Here is an 18,450-nt window from a genome sequence, read left to right as displayed (position 1 = left end):
CGGGAACATCCGGGCGGCGCGCGTGGCCCGATGCCGCCAATCCCTTCCGGAACATTTTCCGCGCGCCTCTCTTAACATTTTCGTTATCCGGCACCACATGGGGTTCACGAGCGACCATGTTCGGCCGAGTTCGACATGTGCCCTGCCCGTGCGAGAGCAGCAACAACCTCCGGAATCCTGCCATGACACTAAGTCTCGACACCGAAGAACGCGTTTCTTCAGCACTGGATGAATTGTGGCCAGCGGAAAAGACGGAAATTCTCGACTGGCTCATCACCGGCACCAAGGACGAACGCTTTATCGACGAAATATTCGTCGAGCTCTGCAGCAGGCTGCGGGCGAGCGGAATTTCCGTGGCGCGGGGCGTGCTCGCTTTCCGCATTCGCCATCCGCAATGGCTTGGCGCGCGCATTCTGTGGAAAGCCGGCCTGTCCTCCGCCGAGATCGCCACCTATGGCTACGGGTCGGAAAATACGCCCGAATATCTCAACAGCCCCATCAACGACATTCATCAGGGCGCCACCGAAGTTCGCCACCGACTGAACGGAGAGGAGATCGATGAACCCGGCTATACGATCTACGAAGATCTGCGGGCCGAGGGGCTGACGGATTATTGCGCCTGGCCGATCGAACACACCTTCGGCAAGCGCCATGTCGCCACATTCTCCAGTGACCGGCCCGGCGGTTTTTCCGACAGTGAAATCCTCGCCTTGAAAAACCTGCTACCGGCGCTCGCGCTGGTCAGCGAAATACGCCTGAAAAACCGCATGACGCGCACCCTGCTGGAGACCTATGTGGGGCCGCATGCGGGTGAAAAGATCCTCAATGGCGCAACGACGCGCGGCAGCGGCATGACGGTGGGCGCGGCGATCCTGATCTGCGACCTGCGCAATTTCACCCATATTTCCGACCTCTGGCCGCGCGACGATGTCATCGAGCTTCTGAACGGTTATTTCGACGCCATGTGCGATCCCATCGAGGAATTCGGCGGCGAAATCCTGAAATTCATGGGCGACGGGCTGCTGGCGATTTTCCCGCTCAGCGATCCCAAGGCCTGCGAAAACCTGTTGAAAGCCATCGCCAGCGCGCAGAAGAGCCTCGTTGCGCTCAATGAAATCAATCGCCGGAAGGGCCACGATTCCCTGGGTTACGGCATCGGCGTACATGTCGGTGATGTCATGTACGGCAATATCGGTTCGAAAACCCGCCTCGATTTCACCGTCATCGGCCCCGCCGTCAACATCGCCTCGCGGCTGGAAACACTGACCAAGGAGACCGGGCGCAACGTGCTTTTCTCCGAAGAATTCGTCCGCATGGCAGGACATCAGGAAAAGCTCGAAAATCTCGGCCCATGGCTGCTGCGCGGACTGGAAACCCCGGTCGAGGTTTACGCGCTTCCGCCAGAGACGAACATAATCTCCGACTGAACGGGTCGCCTTCACCCACCTTGCTCCACCCCGCACGGCTCCTTCTGACGGAGGTGACGCTTTGTTGCGGGCGCCTTTTCGGCGATGCCGTTTCCGCTGTTCCGTCCCCTCTCAAAACGCTTGACACATCTGCGATGTCGATCTAGCAAAATAGAACATATATTCCATATCGAAACATTGCTTGCATTCATATTCTGTCTTTCCGGGAGTGAGGGACGGGTGTGAGAAACCGGAGGAAAGATGGTTACGAAATTGGCACTGCTCGGCGCTGGACGGATCGGCAAGGTCCACGCCAAGGCGATCACCACCGACAGCCGTGCGCAGCTGGTGGCCGTTGTGGACGCCATGGCCGGTGCTGCGGAAGCAATCGCCCGCGAAGCGCAGTGCAAGGTCAGCACGATTGATGAGGTTCTGGCCGACAAGACGATCGATGCCGTCATCATCTGCACGCCGACCAACACCCATGCCGACCTGATCGAGCGTTTCGCCCGGGCCGGCAAGGCGATCTTCTGCGAAAAGCCCGTCGATCTCGATGTTGCCCGCGCGGAAGCCTGCGCGAAGGTGGTTGAGGAAACCGGTGCGAAGGTGATGCTCGGTTTCAACCGCCGTTTCGACCCGCATTTCCAGGCCGTGCACAAGGCCATTGAAGATGGCCGCATCGGCAAGGTGGAAATGGTGACCATCACCAGCCGCGACCCCGGCCCGCCGCCGGCCGAATATATCAAGGTCTCCGGCGGCATCTTCCGCGACATGACCATTCATGATTTCGATATGGCCCGCTTCCTGCTCGGCGAGGAAGTGGAAAGCGTGTTTGCAACCGGTTCGGTTCTCGTCAATCCGGAGATCGGTGCGCTGGGTGATTTTGACAGCGCCAGCATCATCCTGACGACGAAAAGCGGCAGGCAGGCGGTCATTTCGAACTCTCGCCGCGCGACCTATGGTTACGACCAGCGCATCGAAGTGCACGGCTCGCTCGGTTCGGCAGCAGCCGAAAACCAGCGCCCGGTTTCCATCGAAATCGCCAATGCGGAAGGTTACACCCGACCGCCGCTGCATGACTTCTTCATGACGCGTTATACGGCGGCCTATGCTGCGGAAATCACCGCCTTCATCGACAGCATCGAAAACAATGTCGCGCCCTCGCCTTCCATCAAGGACGGGCTGGTTGCGCTGAAGCTGGCCGACGCTGCGCTGAAATCCACCGCCTCGAAGGCGGCCGTAAAGATCGGCTGAAGCCACAATCGGGACGCTCTGCGCCTTGCCGAACCCTCTGTCCGCCGCGCACTTGTTGACGGCGGACAGCCGTGCCTGTGCCAAGCCCCTCGGCAGCAGGCCACATCATCCAGGCTCCACGTCGATCTGCATCGCGCCGCACCTCTCAGATCTGACAACAGGCCAGCGCACCCACCGTCCTCCTGTGCTCGTCACGGGAATCCAGCCGATGCGCGTCGACGCCGCGGGACGCATCCCTTTCGGTCAATGACTTGGGCTGGCTGAAATCCCTGTGGCAAGCGCGCCGATGAGGGGAGAGCACCGCAAAGCACGTTCCGGCAATCAACCTTGGAGAAGGCAGCTTCCGGACTTGCATGGCAGCTATTCGGAAAATAAGGTTGTCTGACAAGGTGCTGTCATAACATATGGCTGTTACCCACCTCATTCACCCCGAATACTCTTTTGCCGGCGGCAGTCGGATAGCGGTTTTTTCATGCCATCACCCAGGACCGGCTTTGTTTATGCGCTTGTCGCTTTCACGATCTTTGCGGCGCAGGATGGCATTTCGAAGCATCTGGGCAGCGCTTATCCGCCGGTTTTTATCGCCATGCTGCGATACTGGGCCTTTGCCGTCTTCGTTCTTTTGATGGCCGCAAGGTCGGCGGGCGGCATCAGGGGCGCCGTCATGGCCAACCGTCCCTGGCTGCAGATCGGCCGCGGCGTGCTTCTCGCCGTGCAGATCGTCATTTCGATCTTCTCCTTCGCCGTCGTCGGGCTAGCGCACAGCCATTCCATCCTTGCCTCCGCACCGCTGATCGTTGCGGCGCTGTCCATGCCTTTGCTGGGAGAACATGTGGGCTGGCGGCGCTGGAGCGCCATTTTTGTCGGCTTCATCGGCGTTCTCGTCATCCTCAAGCCAGAGGGCGACGGTTTCGACAACCGGCTGATGATCACCTTCGCGGCGACCTTCATGCTGGCGCTTTACAGCGTCCTGACCCGCCTCGGCAGCAAAAGCGATTCGGCGATGACAAGCTTCTTCTACACCGGCGTGGCCGGTGCGGCGGCCCTGACGCTGGTCGGTCCGTTTTATTGGGTCAGCATCGCGCCGCAGGATTGGGGATGGATGCTGGCGCTCTGCATTACCGGCATGAGCGGCCACTATTGCCTGATAAAGGCGTTCGAACTGGCGGATGCCGCCTCCGTGCAACCCTTTTCCTATTACCAGCTGGTGCTCGTCTCCATCATCGGCGTCACCGTCTATGGCGAGGTCTTGACATCAAACATGGTCATCGGTGCGACAATCGTTATTGCCGCCGGCCTCTTCACCATCTGGCGGGAACATGTGGTTGCCCGCAAGAACCGCCAGATGGTGAAGAAGGAACCGAATTAGGCCTGCCGGCGCTGGAGATGCTCTAGACGAGAGCCGCTTCGCAACGCAGAAGCATCCCAAACAGATCACGCGGCTCATCCGGATCGGCCAGCAGATCAAGCTCCGTATAAAGCCCGGTGGATGGCAGTTTCGAGCGCACATAACGCAGCGCCGAAAAATCTTCCGTCGCGAAACCGACGCTGTCGAACAGCGTGATCTGCCTGTCGTTCCCCCGCCCCTGCTTTTCCCCGGTAGTGACCTGCCAGAGCTCGGTAACGGGATAGTCCGCCGGCAATTGCTGGATTTCGCCTTCGATGCGCGTCTGCGGCGGATATTCGACGAAAATATCCGATCGCAACAGAATATCCCGGTGCAACTCCGTCTTACCGGGGCAATCGCCGCCGACGGCGTTGATGTGAATGCCGGGCCCGACCATGTTGTCGGTCAGGATCGTCGCATATTGCTTGTCAGCGGTAACTGTTGTGATGATGTCAGCCCCTTCGACCGCTTCCTGCGCGCTCTCGCAGTTCTTGATGGCAAAACCCTGCCCGGCGAGATTACGGGCGCATTTTTCACTGGCGGACCGGTCGATATCGAAAAGACGCAACGTGTCGATGCCGAGAATGGCCTTGAAGGCGCGCGCCTGGAATTCGCTCTGCGCGCCATTGCCGATGATGGCCATGGAGCGGGAATTTTTGCGGGCGAGATATTTCGCCGCGACGGCTGATGTTGCGGCGGTGCGCAGCGCCGTCAGGATCGTCATCTCGGTCAGGAGCAGCGGATAACCATTGCCGACATCGGAAAGCACGCCGAAAGCCGTCACGGTCTGGCGGCCTTCCTTCATGTTCTTCGGATGGCCGTTGACATATTTGAAGCCGTAAAGCGTGCCATCGCTAGTCGGCATCAGTTCGATGACACCTTCCTTCGAATGCGAGGCGATGCGCGGAGTCTTGTCGAAGCTTTCCCAGCGGCGGAAATCCTCTTCCACCACATCGGCAAGCTCGCGCAGGAAGGTATCGATACCCACGCGCAGCACGAGCTTCATCATATGATCGACGCTGACGAAGGGCACGATATTGAGGTTCGGTATCACGGTCATCACATCACCCCTTTCAGCCAGCCCGTGTCGGGCGGTCCATGACCCGCTTGCCCAGCAGGCTGGCGGCAAGATCGACCATCAGGGTCGCGGTTCTGCCGCGCTCGTCGAGAAACGGGTTGAGCTCCACGAGATCAAGACTGCAGACCAGCCCGCTATCATGCAGCATTTCCATGACGAGATGCGCCTCGCGGAACGTCGCGCCACCCGGAACCGTGGTGCCGACGGCCGGCGCGATGGACGGCTCAAGAAAATCGACATCGAGACTGACATGCAAAAGCCCGTTTGCCGCCTGAACCCGCGCCAAAAATTGACGCAGGAGAACGGCAACGCCGTGCTCGTCTATCGAACGCATGTCGTGAACGGTGATGCCGCTCTCTTCCAGTGCGGCCCTTTCGGCCGGATCAACGCTGCGGATGCCAATCATGCCGATATTGTCTTCAGGCACCGCATGGGAAAGCGGCGGGAAATAACCGGCAAACCCCTTTCGCCCGCTGAAATAGGCAACCGGCGTGCCGTGCAGATTGCCGCTGCGCGTCGTCTCCAGCGTATGGTAATCGGTATGGGCATCAAGCCAGAGCACAAAAAACGGCCGGCCGGTCTCGGCCACCCGGCGCGCCATGCCGGCGACCGTCCCCGCAGAAATCGCATGATCGCCGCCGAGGAAGATCGGCACGGCGCCGGCGCTTTCACGATAGGCAGCCTCTGTCAGCGCCTCCGTCCAGGCCACGGTTTCAGCCAGATGATGCACCGCCGGGTTGGGATGGTGGAATTCTCGCAACGGCGCGGGCGTCACATTGCCGGTATCAACGACGCGGTGCCCCAGTTCTTCGAGAGCGTGAGCCAGTCCCGCGACGCGATAGGCGCTGGGGGCCATCTCGCATCCCAATTGCCCGGCCCCGATCTGCAGCGGCGCACCGATCAACCTGATATCCATTCCCGTCCTCGCTTTCCTGCCAACAAGCCCAGTTCAACACAATGACCTGGCGAAATGAACATCAAATATTGGCAATATTATCGAAATAAGCTATCGATCTGCTAAAATTAATTTATCAAACTGGTCATCATGGATAATCTCGACGAACGGCTCATCACCCTTTTGCGGCATAATGGCAGGCGCAGCATTTCTGATCTCGCAATCGAGACGGAAACCTCGCGCGCGACGGTGCGCTCGCGCATCGAAAGAATGGAGAACGACGGCACCATCATCGGTTACACCGTCATTCTACGCGCCGACGCGGTGGAGGCGGCGATCCGCGGCATCATGATGATCGAGATTGAAGGCCATGTGACTGATCGTGTCATCCGCACCCTTGGCGGTTTTCCGGAAATATCCGAAATCCACAGCACCAACGGCCGCTGGGACCTGATCGTGGAACTCAACGCCGCCACACTCAGCGATTTCGACGCGGTGCTCCGCCGCATCCGCCTGGTGCCCGGCATCACCGGCAGCGAGACCAGCCTCCTGCTCTCCACCCCGCGCTCCACCCGCGCACGGCTCTGACCCCTGAGACGAAACGCAAAACAGGGATAAAACGCATTTTTCGATTTTTTCGACTTGCGCCCCGCAATAAATCATCTATATGACGACCCACCAAAGCGAACGCGGCAACTTGCTTCAGGCTTTTGGGGAATAGTTCAATGGTAGAACGACGGACTCTGACTCCGTTAATCTTGGTTCGAATCCAGGTTCCCCAGCCAAATTTCTCCAAGTAAAATCAGGTTCTTGAGTTTGGAATGGTACGCGTCATGGCGATGCCTTGTTCAAACGCGATAAACGACCGCTCCACCAGACATGCCCGCGCCCGCAGCCGTTAAAAGCAGGGTTTCGCCTTGCACAAAGGGCCGTTCGGCATTGGTAATGGACAGCGAAAGCGGAATGGTTGCGGCGGAGGAATTGCCGAAGCTTTCTATGGTGCGAACCGTCTTTTGCCTGTTGATACCGAGATTGCCGCAGACGGCGTCAAACATGCGGGCATTGGCCTGATGGGGTACAAAACGGTCGATGTCGGCTGCCGTCATTCCGGCCTCGTTCAGCACCCTTTTCGAGGTCTCTGTCATCAGCATCACGGCGCGGGAGAAGACCTCGCGGCCATCGCGCATTGTCATTAGCACCTCTTCGGCGGATGTATCGGCAGAGAAGGGCTGGCTACTGCCTCCCGCCGCTATCTGGATCAGATCATAACCGCCGCCATCCGCAACAAGATCGGCTGACAAAAGCCCGCGTTGCGCCTCGCGGCAGGGCTTGAGTACAACGGCGCCGGCGGCATCAGCGAACAGGACCGCACTTGCCCTTTCCGCCGGATTGATACGGCGGCTCAATATATTGGCGGCAACGACGAGGACGGCGCGGCCGTGGGTGCGGACAAAGCCATCGGCAAGGGTGAGCGCATAAAGAAAGCCGGAACAGGCTCCGGCGAGATCGATCGCGCCGGATCGGACGAGGCCCAGCCGGTGTGCGAGCAGCGGCGCCGAGGGTGGCAGAAGATGATCCGGTGTAGAAGTTGCAAGCAGCGTCAGCGCGATCTCGGCGGAGCCAATTTCCGCATCTTCCAGCGCCATGCGGCCGGCTCTTGCGGCAAGGCCGCTCAACGTGTCACCCTCTTGCGCCCAATAACGCGTGCGGATGCCGGTGCGCCGCTCGATCCAGCCGGCCTCCAGCCCGAGGCTGGCCTCTATCTCGGCATTATCGACACATCTTGACGGAACGGCATGACCAAAACCGGCCATGCGGGAAGAACGGGTCTGCATTGTCAGGGCTTTCGGAGACGGTTCTGGAACAGGCTGAACATGGCCGTACGCTGTTTTCACGCGATGCCGGCCGCATGCGATTTTAACGATGCGGTTTCGGTGACGATCCCGGCCACCTCGTCGATGGCGTCAAAGGCGCTGGTCAGATCTTCCCCCGTCGAACAATAGGGCGGCATCAGATAAAGCACATTGCCGAGCGGGCGGATGACGAACCCGCGCTCGCGGAACAATTGCCGCATGCGCGGGCCCGCCTCGGCGAGATAACCACCGGCAGGCACCACGAGGTCGAGCGCCGCGATGGTCCCCATTTGCCGGATGCCGGTGAAACGCCGGTCATCCGCAAATCGCCGGAGATTGTCGCGCAACATCTGTTGCAATTGCCCGATGCGCTGAAGCACGGGCTCATCCCGCCAGACCTGAAGATTGGCGACAGCGGCAGCGCAGGCAATCGGATTGGCCGTATAGGAACTGGAATGGAAAAAGGTCTTGCGGCGATCCGTCGAAAAATGCGCATCGAAGATTTCCGCGCTGCACAGCGTTGCGGCGAGCGGCAGCGAGCCGCCCGTAAGCCCTTTGGATGTGCACAGAATATCCAGCGAAATACCTGCCTGTTCGCAGGCGAACAGGGTTCCCGTTCTGCCCCAGCCCGTCATCACTTCGTCTGCGATGACGAGACAGCCATGGCGCTCGGCGATCTGTTTCAGCCCGGCCAATATATCCGCACCGTACATCTTCATTCCGCCGGCTCCGAGCACCAGCGGCTCGATCAGCAAGGCGCCGATACGGCCCGAACGGCAGAAACTCTCGAACATGTCCAATGTCTGCTGTTCACCGCCCGCTTGCGGAAAAGCCAGCCGGTCGACGCCGAAGAGTAACGGTTCGTAAGCGGCATTGAATACGCCGCGCTCACCTGTTGACATGGTGCCGATGGTATCGCCGTGATAACCATGCTCCATCACCACGATACGGTCGCGCTTTTCCCCGCGATTGTGGAAATAGCCGAGCGCCATTTTCAGCGCCACCTCAACCGCAGTCGAGCCACTATCGGAATAAAACACGTGGCTTAGCCCGTTGGGTGCAAGCCCGATCAGCCCGCGCGCCAGCGTTTCGGCGGGTTCATGGGAGAACTCGGCGAAAATGACCTGGTCGAAGGCCTCGGTCGCGGCGCGGATGGCCGCCATGATCGCCGGGTGCCGGTGCCCGTGGGTGATGACCCACCAGGAGGAAATGCCGTCGAACAGGCGATTGCCGTCCTCATCGATGAGAAATGCGCCTTCCGCTGATACGACGCGTTTCATCGGCGGTTCCAGCCCATGCTGGGTGAAAGGATGCCAGACAGGGGAACGGCTCATGCCGGCGCCTCCAGAAAATCAGCGAGATTGAAGTGTCGGACAAATGCCTGATGCAGCGCCTCTGATGTCATCTCCGGCAGGCGCGGCAGACGGCCAAGCAGGCGAACAGCGCCGACATTGGCGATGACGCGCTCATTTTCCCGGTTCTCGTCGCCGATGAAGACTACGCCCTGCACCGGAATGGCGCGGCGCCGCAACGCCTCGAGCGAGAGCAGCGTGTGGTTGATGGTGCCGAGCGAGGTCCTTGCGCACAGCACAAGCGGAATTTGCCAGCGGGCAAAAATATCGGCGAACAGTAATGTGTCTGTCAGCGGCACCAGAAGCCCGCCCGCCCCCTCGATGACAAGAGGTCCATCCGTTTGCGGCGGCATCAGAAGCGCGGGATCGATCGTTACATTCTCAAGGTGGGCCGACAGATGTGGCGAGGCCGGCATTTTCAGGCGATAGGCCTCCGGCACGATACGGGCCTGCGGCACACCCCCCAGCCGTTCCACCGTCTCACTGTCTGTTTCTTCCTCCAGCCCGGATTGCACGGGCTTCCAGTAATATGCCTGCAGGGCGTGGGTCAGCGCCGCGGAAAAAACCGTCTTGCCGATGCCCGTGTCGGTGCCTGAAATGACGAAACGAGGGCTCATTTCCGCTCCTCCGCCAGCGAAACGGCAAGTAGCCCTACCATATCGGCGATCTGTCTCTCATCCACGTTGAGCGTGATGGCGATGCGCAGGCGCGCCGTGCCTTCCGGCACCGTCGGCGGGCGGATCGCGCGCACATCGAAACCGCCTTCCCGCAGATGCGCGGCGATACGAAGCGAACGGGCATTGTCACCGATCATCACCGGTAATATCTGCGAGCCGCCGGGGGCAACGCCAAGCCGGGAGCGAAGCTCTTCGCCGGCAAAGTTTACCAGCTCCGCCAGCCGCACACGCCGCCACGGCTCATCGACGATGATACGCAGGGCTTCCCGCACCGCCGCCGCCATCAGCGGCGAAGGCGCGGTCGAATAGATGAAACCGCGGGCGCGGTTGACGAGGTAATCGGCAAGAACCGCAGGCAGGCTCAAAAGCGCGCCGGAAAGGCCGAGCGCCTTGCCGCAGGTGTGCAACGCCACCACATTGCCGTGGCCTTCCAGCTCCGCGGCAAGGCCGCGCCCGCCGGGGCCGAACACGCCGGTCGCATGCGCCTCATCGACGACAAGGAAGCCTTCGTGTTTCTCGGCAAGATCAGCCAGGGCCGCAAGCGGTGCACGGTCCCCATCCATGGAATAAAGGCTTTCGACGGCGATCCACGGGCGGCCCCGGCCACCCTCCTGCCGCCAGCGGATTATTTCCCGTTCGAATGCCTCGACCTGATTATGCGGCACGGCGATCACCTTCGCCTTGCCGGCGGCGATACCATCATGGACGCTGGCATGGATCAGGGCGTCGTGAAGGACGAGGTCTTCCCGCAGCGGCAATGTGGAGAACAGCGCGACATTGGCGGCAAAACCGCTGCCGAAATAGATTGCTTTTTCAGCCCCGAACAGCCCCGCTGCTTCCGCTTCCAGCGCCTCATGTTCGCGGTGGTTGCCGCGCAGCAGCCGCGAGCCGCCGGCCCCTGCCGGCACGCCCCTTCCGATGGCATCGGCAAATGCCTCCTTCAGCCGGGGTGAATCGGCAAGGCCAAGATAGTCGTTGGAGGTGAAATCGATCCCCTCCTGGGGAGCGAGCACGCGCAGCCGCGACTTGCGCTGCAGGCCGGCGAGCTTTGCCTCATAGGGGGAGAGCGCCGTGAGATTCACCGGCACCCTCCCGTCTCCCCAGACTGCAATTCCGTGCGCTGCAGTTCCATCGGCTTCAGGCCCAGACGGCGGAAAAGCGCCGTATCGTGGTCCTCACCCGGATTATCCGCTGTCAGCAGCGTCTCGCCGATGAAGATGGAATTGGCACCGGCCAGGAAACAGAGCGCCTGTGTCTCATCGCTCATCTCCGTACGCCCGGCCGAAAGCCGCACATGCGAACGCGGCATCAGGATACGCGCCAGCGCGATGGTGCGGATGAAATCGATGGGATCAACGGGATCGGCATTGGCGAGCTTCGAGCCGGGGATCGGGATCAGCATGTTGATCGGCACGCTTTCCGGCGGAACCGGCAGGTTGGCGAGCGTCACCAGCATCGAAATTCGGTCTTCCACCGTTTCCCCCATGCCGAGAATACCGCCGGCGCAGACCTTGATGCCGGCATCGCGGACATTGGCAAGCGTTTCCAGCCGGTCCTCGAAGGTACGGGTGGTAATGATCTGCGAATAAAACCGCTCGGACGTGTCGACGTTGTGATTGTAGTAGTCGAGACCGGCATCGGCCAGCCGTTCGGATTGTTCCGGGGTCAGCATGCCGAGCGTCATGCAGGTTTCCATGCCGAGCGCCTTCACGCCTTCGACCATGGCCACCACCGCCTCCATGTCGCGCTCCTTGGGATTACGCCAGGCAGCCCCCATGCAATAGCGCGTCGCCCCGCCTTCCTTCGCCTTGCGCGCCTCAGTCAGCACCCGCTCCACTTCCATCAGTTTGGAGGCCTTGAGGCCGGTGGGGTTGCGGGCGGACTGGCTGCAATAACCACAATCCTCCGGGCAGCCGCCGGTCTTGATGGATAAAAGCCGGCTCATCTGGATGGCATTGGGATCGAAATGACAGCGATGCACCTGCTGGGCGCGGAACAGGAGATCGTTAAACGGCAAATTATAGATAATTTTTGCTTCTTCGAGTGACAAGCTGCTGCCAATACCTGGAATCGGAGCTGGGTTTCTGTCGATTTGCGTGAAAATCTGGTCCATCTGTCGATCGTTCCCTCAAAATAAATAGATAGAAGTTCTTTTTATCTATTTTTTTCGGGCTGCTTTTTGCAAGCACTTTTTTCGAGAAAAATTTCCGAGAGGAGAGATGGGCGGCACATGCGGGATCAGAATCGCCGGGTTTCAATGCTGAAATTCATTGAATACGCACGCACTCACGGAAAAGATCGGATCGGCCAATGGCGTGAAAACTCCGCACTTGCTAAGGGTGAGACATGATCGCACTTCGTCCCTCCGAGAGCCGCGACGCTGCCCGCATCCTCGACATATGGAGCAAAGCAGTCGACGCCACCCACCAGTTCCTCCTGCCGGCGGATCGCGCCGCGATCGGGAAGGAAGTCGAATCTTTCCTGCCACAGGCGCCGCTGACGCTGGCCGTCGATGCTTCTGACCATGTCCTCGGTTTCATGTTTCTGCATGAAGGGCATATGGAGGCGCTTTTCATCGATCCGGACCATCATGGCCAAGGCATCGGCAAGGCACTGGTGCAGAGGGCGCTTGCGCTTCATCCCGCGCTGACCACTGACGTCAACGAACAGAACGGCGAGGCCATGGGTTTTTATCGTCGGCTGGGATTCGAACCGACCGGACGCTCCGATCTGGACGGACAGGGGCGACCCTATCCACTCGTTCATCTTCGATTTCGCGCAACGGAAAAATAGGCCGCCGAGATCGTCGGGGAGGATCAAGCCACGAACACCATAGTCCGCTTCGCAACCGACGATTTTTTGCCCGAACACCGCTTCGACCAATGGCGCGAAGTGCGCGGCAAAAGCCTGTTTGGCGTGACGATCGAGCTTGCACGGGATCTTCGCCACAGTTTCAAGGGTTCGTTTCAGGCGCGCGCCGTCGCCGGCGCCGTGGCAACAGAAATGCGCGCTTCCTCTTACCGGGTAAACCGCACGGAAGCCGATATTGCCCGCATTGCCGGCAACAGCCTCTGCATCGGCCTGCAGGTCAAGGGTTCGGGGTTTCTGCATGCCGGCAGGGATCAGGTTCACGCCGTCGGCGGCGGCGATATCACCATCAACTATTCCGACTTGCCCTATGATGCGATACCGGGAAACGAGGCCGATTTTCACTATAAGATGCTGAAAATCCCCGTGGACTACGAGGTCATGCTCGGTCAGGCCACCGATGACCTGTTTGCGACGCGTTATTCGGAAAACAATAGTTTCTCCCTGCCCTTCCGGGCCCTTTTCAACGCGCTGAATGCTGACCACGGCAGGCTCATCGATCCCGCCCGCGATGTCACGCATATCGCCCGGCTTGCCATGACGGCGCGCGGGCGGCTTTCACCCGCCATGCCGGAGGTGCGCGCCGCGCTCAGGACCGGGCTCTGTTATGCGGCCCAGGACATCATGATGCGCAAAAAATCCCGGCAGAACCTCACCCCTGCCGCGGTCGCGAAGGAACTGGGCATTTCGCTGCGGCAATTGCATGTGGTTTTCGAGGGTGCGGAACTGTCGTTTTCCCGCACGCTCTCCTCCATGCGGATCGAGGAAGCGAAGCGGTTGCTGCTGGCATTCCCCGCTCTGCCGGTCACGCAGATCGCCTATGGCTGCGGCTTCGACAGCCTTGCAACATTTTACCGCGTGTTCGCCAGCACCTATGGCATGACGCCCGGTGACGCCCGCGCTGCGGATATGCCGTCGGCTTAAAATTTCACCTCTGCGCGCAATGAGAAGACGCGCCATTTCAGCTCCTGTAAGGCCGCTAGACCATCCCATTCCAGAGCGCGGCCCATGACCAATTTTTTCGACTTTGCGATTTCCCGACTACCGGCCGTCGTCGCCGATGGCCGCGGTCCGGCACCCTGCGAAATAGAGGCGATGCTGCAGAAAGAGCCCTTCGCGGCCGCGCTGCGGCTTCTATCGGGCAGCTTTATCGCCCTCTACGAAGGCTCGCCCGAGATGACCGCGCTCTTCGCAACACGCCAGAACCGGCTTCTTTGCTATGCGCTTCTGGCGCTCTATTTTCAGAAATGCGGGGACTGTGAAACGGCAACGGGAGAAGCAGCCCTGACACGGGAAGATTTCGGCCATCTGGCGCTCCGGCACGGGCTCGCCAGCCACAGCGTTGCCTATGCCTTCTTCAAAGAGGCGCTGAAACGCGGAATGACACGCCCAGTCGACCAATCCGGCAACGGGCCGGGCACTGGGGTGGTGCCTTCAACCCCTGCGCTGGCGATGCTCGCGCAATGGTACGACGTGCATTTTCAGGCGCTGGATCTGCTCGATGAGGGCTTCAGGGCATCGCGCTTCATCAGGCGATCGGAAGCCCTGCTTCCCCATATCCACCCCCGTGTATCACAGGCGTTTCTGTCACATCCGGAGGTGCGCTCCCCCGGCCCGCTTTCCATCATTTTCAACTGGTTCGATGCGGGCGGCCTGCTGATGGACCGCCTTATCGCCGGGATCGACTGGGAAAGACCGCCCGAACAGGGCAGACGTGTGACCGATGTGGAAACCGTGACACAGCTGGCGACCTCCCTCTCCGTGTCACGCATCCATGTCGGCCGCAAGCTTGCCGCGGCCGAACTGATCGGCGGCATAGGCTGGAGCGGACGGCGCGGCCGTTCCGCGCTCTGGATCTCGCAGGGCTTTTACGAGGAATATGCCCGCACACAGGCCCGCAAGCTTCTCATTCTCGATGATGCCTTCATCGACTTCGTGTGAGCTGCGGACAAACTGCACGCCCTGCCATTCGACTGGAAGGTTTGGCTCCGCATCAAGCGCGACATAAAGGCTTTCGTTGATGGTTATGAGGGATATCCATTGACAAATCACAGGACTGCAGCTTTTCTATCCAGCATGCGTGAGATGTTGCGAGCATCGAAATTGATGGCCCTGTTGTTCAGACTGGTGATGATCCTGTCACTGGCGGGCTATAGCGTTTCCACTGTCAATGCCGCAATGCATCCTGCCGAAGCCGGTGGAATGCAGCACGATCAGTCCGCCATGATGGATCACGGCGCGATGATGGACCATGGCGGTTCAGCCATGATGTCCGACAGTCATGATCACAAAGATATGGCCGCCGAGCATGATAGCGGCGCCCAAAAAACCGCAAAGCCCCAATGCTGCGGCGATTTCTGTCTCGGCATGGCGGTCCTGATCAGCCACGACACCACTGGCAGACCCGTCGTCAACAGCATCCGTTCCTTCCTTGACGACAGCAAGGCGCTCGGCCAGACCCCGCTGCTTCACCGCCCCCCGAATATCTGAACAGGCAAAGCCCGCCTTTGGGCAATGACCGTGCGTGAGCGGCTTTAGCGCCGTCGCGCCGTTGCATCTCCTGTTCGGAAAATATCCATGAACCCGATTCATATTGTGGTTGCAGCGCCCCTGCTTCTGGGCGGCTGCACAGCCACATCCCTGATGAACGACGCCGCTTCCTATGACGATGCGGCAAACCCCACGCTTGGCGCGGGGCCCATCCGCTATCAAACCCCGGTTGCGGGTTACACGCACCGCGCGCCGGTGGACCCGAAGCCCTGGCGTAACCAGAACGATGCACAGGCTCCGAAAGGAGATGCATCATGACATCACGCACATTCAAGCTCGGCGCTAAACTCGCGGCCACCCTTTGCCTGCCGTTTCTTCTCGGCGGCTGCGTCACAGCCGCCCAATATGCGTCGCGCGACGCCGGTTTCACCAATGTTTCGGCCCGAACATCCGAAGCAACAGGCAAGCAGGCGGTCTGGGTGCAGAACCGGGCCGAGGCGCAGGCGACGCAGGCCCGCGTCAAATCGCTGATGACAACCAGCAAGACCCTTGATGTCGAGACGGCGGTGCAGGTTGCGCTCCTGAACAACAAGGGCCTTCAGGCGGCCTATGCCGATCTCGGCGAATCCGCCGCCACCGCATGGCAATCCACCATGCTGGTCAATCCGCGGGTCGGCATTGGGCTGACGGGGATCGGCACCCCGGGGCTCAGGGCCTACAAGGCGATCGAAGGTGTCGTCGTCACCAATATTCTGGCGCTCGCTACCCTCAAGGAAAATGTCGAGATCGCCGATACCGGTTTCCGCAAGGCGCAGCTCGCGGCCGCGCTGAAGACGCTGCAACTGGCGTCGGATACCCGCCGCGCCTGGATCACCGCAGTGGCAGCATGGGAAAATGTCGGCCAGCTGGCGCAGGCACAGACCGCGGCGGATGCCGCCTCGGAACTTGCCGTCAAGCTTGGAGAAGCCGGCTCGCTCAACAAGGAAGGTCAGGCCCGCGAGCAGGTCTTTTATGCCGAACTGACCGGCCAGATCGCCAAGGCACGGCTTGAGGCCCGTCTTGCCAAGGAGGAATTGACACGGCTGATGGGACTGTGGGGAGCGGATATCGAATATACCATTCCCAACCGCCTGCCCCCGCTTCCGAAGGCGCTTAACAAACGGGACATGATCGAGGCCGAGGCGCTGCAGCGCCGTGTGGACCTACAAATGGCCAGGCTCGATCTGGAGGCCACCGCACGATCGTTCAAGCTCACCGAGGCCACCCGATACGTGACCGATCTCGAAATCCGCTCGGGCTTCGAGACCGAACGCGAGCTGGAAGACGGCGAAAAACACAAACAGACGACCGGCAATGCCGAGCTGGAATTCGTCATTCCGATCTTCGATTCCGGTCAGGCGCGCATGCGGGAATCCGAACTTGCCTATATGCGCGCGGCAAACCTGCTGGCGGAAAAGGCGGTCAATGTCCGCTCGGAAGCCCGCTCGGCCTATCAGGCCTATCGCTCGAATTACGACATCGCCCGGCACTATCGCAACAGCGTGGTGCCGCTGCGCACCAAGATCGAGGAGCAGTCGCTGCTGACCTATAACGGCATGATCACCAACACCTTCGAACTGCTCGCCGACAGCCGGGAAAAGGTCAATTCAAGCCTGCTGGCCATCAATGCCAAACGCGACTTCTGGCTCGCGGAGGCCGGCCTCGCTCCCGCCATCTACGGCGGAGGTACAGGTGCTGCGGCAGGTGCGGAGACCGAGGTTGCCGCCGCTGGCGGCGGTGGCGGACATTGAGAAAGGAAATCACCATGTTCAATAGAAGAAACTTTCTGGGTGTCGGCGCCGCTATGGTCTCCACGGCGGCCTGGGCGAAAACATCGAATAGCAGCCTGCCGGAAGCAGCCGTGATGGAAACGGCCGCGACCCAGGCTCCGGTCAAGCCCACCACCGGCCCCGATTACAACCCGGTCGTTACCCTCAACGGCTGGACCCTGCCCTTCCGGATGAACAATGGCGTCAAGGAATTCCACCTTGTCGCCGAGCCGGTGGAGCGCGAAATGGCGGAGGGCATGACCGCCCGGCTGTGGGGCTATAACGGCCAGTCGCCGGGCCCGACCATCGAAGCCGTCGAAGGCGACCGGGTGCGTATTTTCGTCACCAACAAGCTGCCGGAACATACAACGATCCACTGGCACGGCATGATCCTGCCGTCGGGCATGGACGGCGTCGGCGGCCTGTCGCAGCCGCATATCCCTGTCGGCAAGACCTTCGTCTACGAGTTCGATCTCGTGAAGTCGGGCACCTTCATGTACCACCCGCATTCGGACGAGATGGTGCAGATGGCGATGGGCATGATGGGCTTTTTCGTGATCCACCCGAAGGACCCGGCATTCATGCCCGTGGATCGCGACTTCGTGTTCCTCATCAATGCCTTCGACATCGATCCCGGCTCCTATGTGCCGAAGATCATGACCATGACCGACTTCAATCTGTGGTCATGGAACAGCCGGGTGTTTCCGGGCATCGATCCACTGGTGGTTTCCAAGGACGACCGGGTGCGCGTGCGCGTCGGCAACCTGACCATGACCAACCACCCGATCCACATGCACGGTTACGATTTCGAAGTGACCTGCACGGATGGCGGCTGGGTGCGGCCCGAGGCGCGATGGCCGGAGATCAGCATCGACATCCCCGTGGGTGCGATGCGCGCCTATGAATTCGACGCCAAATATGTCGGTGACTGGGCAATCCATTGCCACAAGTCGCACCACACGATGAACGCGATGGGCCATGACGTCCCGACCTTCATCGGCGTCGACAAGAAGACCGTCACCGAAAAGATCCGCAAGGTCCGGCCGGAATATATGCCGATGGGCACCGCCGGCATGGCCGATATGGGCGCGATGGAAATGGAGATCCCTGAGAACACCGTTCCGATGATGACGGGATGGGGTCCGCACGGCCCCATCGAGATGGGCGGCATGTTCTCCGTGGTGAAGGTTCGTGAAGGCATCTCCGCGGGCGATTACGCCGATCCCGGCTGGTACGAAAACCCGCCCGGAACCCAGGCCTGGGAATGGACCGGCGAGTTGCCGGATACACAGAAAAACACCGACCCCAAAACGCAGATCACGCCGCAACCGATGAAACACGGCTGATTGCGCAGACCAACGACCCCATCAAAATCAAGGAAC

The 18,450-nt window shown here is 60.4% G+C and carries 18 protein-coding genes and 1 tRNA gene; 12 read left to right on the top strand and 7 right to left on the bottom strand.

Going from position 1 to position 18,450, the window contains the following annotated elements:
- The first annotated feature begins 182 nt into the window (after positions 1-182).
- The 3 genes from V6S97_RS19995 (at position 183) to V6S97_RS19985 (ending at position 4,029) form a co-directional block, all read left to right on the top strand.
- Positions 183-1,427 (top strand): adenylate/guanylate cyclase domain-containing protein, encoded by a 1,245-nt coding sequence (locus tag V6S97_RS19995; RefSeq protein WP_003508438.1) that lies wholly within the window; start codon positions 183-185, stop codon positions 1,425-1,427.
- A 240-nt stretch (positions 1,428-1,667) separates the two neighbouring features.
- Positions 1,668-2,660: an inositol 2-dehydrogenase gene (gene iolG, locus V6S97_RS19990; protein WP_026363582.1), complete on the top strand. Its 993-nt coding sequence runs from the start codon at positions 1,668-1,670 to the stop codon at positions 2,658-2,660.
- Between the two features lie 472 nt (positions 2,661-3,132).
- Positions 3,133-4,029, top strand: a complete 897-nt coding sequence (locus V6S97_RS19985; protein ID WP_020010080.1) for a DMT family transporter — start codon at positions 3,133-3,135, stop codon at positions 4,027-4,029.
- Positions 4,030-4,051: 22 nt separating this feature from the next.
- On the opposite strand, the gene V6S97_RS19980 is transcribed toward V6S97_RS19985, so the two are convergent.
- Positions 4,052-5,107 (bottom strand): ornithine cyclodeaminase, encoded by a 1,056-nt coding sequence (locus V6S97_RS19980; RefSeq protein WP_334427664.1) that lies wholly within the window; start codon positions 5,105-5,107, stop codon positions 4,052-4,054.
- Positions 5,108-5,120: 13 nt separating this feature from the next.
- Entirely contained in the window at positions 5,121-6,041 is a 921-nt protein-coding gene (gene rocF / locus V6S97_RS19975) for an arginase (RefSeq protein ID WP_112356979.1), read from the bottom strand.
- Positions 6,042-6,170: 129 nt separating this feature from the next.
- On the opposite strand from rocF, the gene V6S97_RS19970 reads away from it, so the two are divergent.
- Both V6S97_RS19970 and V6S97_RS19965 read left to right on the top strand, forming a co-directional pair.
- Positions 6,171-6,608 (top strand): Lrp/AsnC family transcriptional regulator, encoded by a 438-nt coding sequence (locus tag V6S97_RS19970; RefSeq protein WP_003508428.1) that lies wholly within the window; start codon positions 6,171-6,173, stop codon positions 6,606-6,608.
- A 123-nt stretch (positions 6,609-6,731) separates the two neighbouring features.
- Positions 6,732-6,805 (top strand) — tRNA-Gln (locus V6S97_RS19965).
- A 63-nt stretch (positions 6,806-6,868) separates the two neighbouring features.
- Here the strand turns inward: V6S97_RS19965 and V6S97_RS19960 are convergent.
- From V6S97_RS19960 to bioB, 5 genes are read right to left on the bottom strand one after another with little or no spacing between them, the layout of a single operon-like run.
- Positions 6,869-7,855 carry a beta-ketoacyl-ACP synthase III gene (locus V6S97_RS19960; RefSeq protein WP_112356978.1) on the bottom strand — a complete coding sequence of 329 codons (987 nt, stop codon included), beginning with the start codon at positions 7,853-7,855 and terminating at the stop codon, positions 6,869-6,871.
- A gap of 56 nt (positions 7,856-7,911) precedes the next feature.
- Positions 7,912-9,207 carry an adenosylmethionine--8-amino-7-oxononanoate transaminase gene (locus V6S97_RS19955; protein ID WP_112356977.1) on the bottom strand — a complete coding sequence of 432 codons (1,296 nt, stop codon included), beginning with the start codon at positions 9,205-9,207 and terminating at the stop codon, positions 7,912-7,914.
- Complete coding sequence (bioD, locus tag V6S97_RS19950; protein ID WP_080867051.1) at positions 9,204-9,842, bottom strand: dethiobiotin synthase; 639 nt, start codon at positions 9,840-9,842, stop codon at positions 9,204-9,206. The genes V6S97_RS19955 and bioD overlap by 4 nt, the downstream gene beginning before the upstream one ends.
- On the bottom strand, positions 9,839-10,984 hold the full coding sequence (locus V6S97_RS19945; protein ID WP_112356997.1) for an 8-amino-7-oxononanoate synthase: 1,146 nt from the start codon (positions 10,982-10,984) through the stop codon (positions 9,839-9,841). Before V6S97_RS19945 ends, bioD begins: the two co-directional genes overlap by 4 nt.
- Complete coding sequence (gene bioB / locus V6S97_RS19940) at positions 10,981-12,015, bottom strand: biotin synthase BioB (RefSeq protein WP_112356976.1); 1,035 nt, start codon at positions 12,013-12,015, stop codon at positions 10,981-10,983. The genes V6S97_RS19945 and bioB overlap by 4 nt, the downstream gene beginning before the upstream one ends.
- Before the next feature lie 233 nt (positions 12,016-12,248).
- Here bioB and V6S97_RS19935 point away from each other — a divergent pair, with 233 nt between their 5' ends.
- The 7 genes from V6S97_RS19935 (at position 12,249) to V6S97_RS19905 (ending at position 18,414) form a co-directional block, all read left to right on the top strand.
- Entirely contained in the window at positions 12,249-12,695 is a 447-nt protein-coding gene (locus tag V6S97_RS19935; protein ID WP_020810257.1) for an acetyltransferase, read from the top strand.
- Between the two features lie 99 nt (positions 12,696-12,794).
- Positions 12,795-13,694, top strand: coding sequence for a helix-turn-helix transcriptional regulator (locus tag V6S97_RS19930; protein WP_161974243.1), 900 nt, complete (start codon positions 12,795-12,797; stop codon positions 13,692-13,694).
- A gap of 84 nt (positions 13,695-13,778) precedes the next feature.
- The gene (locus V6S97_RS19925; protein ID WP_334427663.1) at positions 13,779-14,711 is read left to right on the top strand and encodes a hypothetical protein; all 933 of its coding nucleotides are present in this window, start codon (positions 13,779-13,781) and stop codon (positions 14,709-14,711) included.
- 165 nt (positions 14,712-14,876) lie between these two features.
- Entirely contained in the window at positions 14,877-15,260 is a 384-nt protein-coding gene (locus V6S97_RS19920; RefSeq protein WP_060723772.1) for a hypothetical protein, read from the top strand.
- An 87-nt stretch (positions 15,261-15,347) separates the two neighbouring features.
- Complete coding sequence (locus tag V6S97_RS19915; RefSeq protein WP_334427662.1) at positions 15,348-15,578, top strand: hypothetical protein; 231 nt, start codon at positions 15,348-15,350, stop codon at positions 15,576-15,578.
- Entirely contained in the window at positions 15,575-17,050 is a 1,476-nt protein-coding gene (locus tag V6S97_RS19910; RefSeq protein ID WP_060727539.1) for a TolC family protein, read from the top strand. The genes V6S97_RS19915 and V6S97_RS19910 overlap by 4 nt, the downstream gene beginning before the upstream one ends.
- 14 nt (positions 17,051-17,064) lie before the next feature.
- Positions 17,065-18,414, top strand: a complete 1,350-nt coding sequence (locus V6S97_RS19905) for a multicopper oxidase family protein (protein WP_112356973.1) — start codon at positions 17,065-17,067, stop codon at positions 18,412-18,414.
- Positions 18,415-18,450 lie beyond the last annotated feature (36 nt).

Origin of the sequence: Agrobacterium sp. CCNWLW155, from assembly GCF_036888815.1 — a bacterium.
Taxonomy (GTDB): domain Bacteria; phylum Pseudomonadota; class Alphaproteobacteria; order Rhizobiales; family Rhizobiaceae; genus Agrobacterium; species Agrobacterium radiobacter.
The sequence above is the reverse complement of the archived record's forward strand: the minus strand, read 5'-3'. Positions and strand labels throughout refer to the sequence as shown.

Coding starts and splice junctions, on each gene's coding strand:
- V6S97_RS19970 (WP_003508428.1), top strand. CDS start 6,171: ATGGATAATCTCGACGAACGGCTCATCACCCTTTTGCGGCATAATGGC.
- V6S97_RS19995 (WP_003508438.1), top strand. CDS start 183: ATGACACTAAGTCTCGACACCGAAGAACGCGTTTCTTCAGCACTGGAT.
- V6S97_RS19935 (WP_020810257.1), top strand. CDS start 12,249: ATGATCGCACTTCGTCCCTCCGAGAGCCGCGACGCTGCCCGCATCCTC.
- iolG (WP_026363582.1), top strand. CDS start 1,668: ATGGTTACGAAATTGGCACTGCTCGGCGCTGGACGGATCGGCAAGGTC.
- bioB (WP_112356976.1), bottom strand. CDS start 12,015: ATGGACCAGATTTTCACGCAAATCGACAGAAACCCAGCTCCGATTCCA.
- V6S97_RS19955 (WP_112356977.1), bottom strand. CDS start 9,207: ATGAGCCGTTCCCCTGTCTGGCATCCTTTCACCCAGCATGGGCTGGAA.
- bioD (WP_080867051.1), bottom strand. CDS start 9,842: ATGAGCCCTCGTTTCGTCATTTCAGGCACCGACACGGGCATCGGCAAG.
- V6S97_RS19925 (WP_334427663.1), top strand. CDS start 13,779: ATGACCAATTTTTTCGACTTTGCGATTTCCCGACTACCGGCCGTCGTC.
- V6S97_RS19960 (WP_112356978.1), bottom strand. CDS start 7,855: ATGCAGACCCGTTCTTCCCGCATGGCCGGTTTTGGTCATGCCGTTCCG.
- V6S97_RS19980 (WP_334427664.1), bottom strand. CDS start 5,107: ATGACCGTGATACCGAACCTCAATATCGTGCCCTTCGTCAGCGTCGAT.
- V6S97_RS19920 (WP_060723772.1), top strand. CDS start 14,877: ATGGCCCTGTTGTTCAGACTGGTGATGATCCTGTCACTGGCGGGCTAT.
- rocF (WP_112356979.1), bottom strand. CDS start 6,041: ATGGATATCAGGTTGATCGGTGCGCCGCTGCAGATCGGGGCCGGGCAA.
- V6S97_RS19985 (WP_020010080.1), top strand. CDS start 3,133: ATGCCATCACCCAGGACCGGCTTTGTTTATGCGCTTGTCGCTTTCACG.
- V6S97_RS19915 (WP_334427662.1), top strand. CDS start 15,348: ATGAACCCGATTCATATTGTGGTTGCAGCGCCCCTGCTTCTGGGCGGC.
- V6S97_RS19905 (WP_112356973.1), top strand. CDS start 17,065: ATGTTCAATAGAAGAAACTTTCTGGGTGTCGGCGCCGCTATGGTCTCC.
- V6S97_RS19910 (WP_060727539.1), top strand. CDS start 15,575: ATGACATCACGCACATTCAAGCTCGGCGCTAAACTCGCGGCCACCCTT.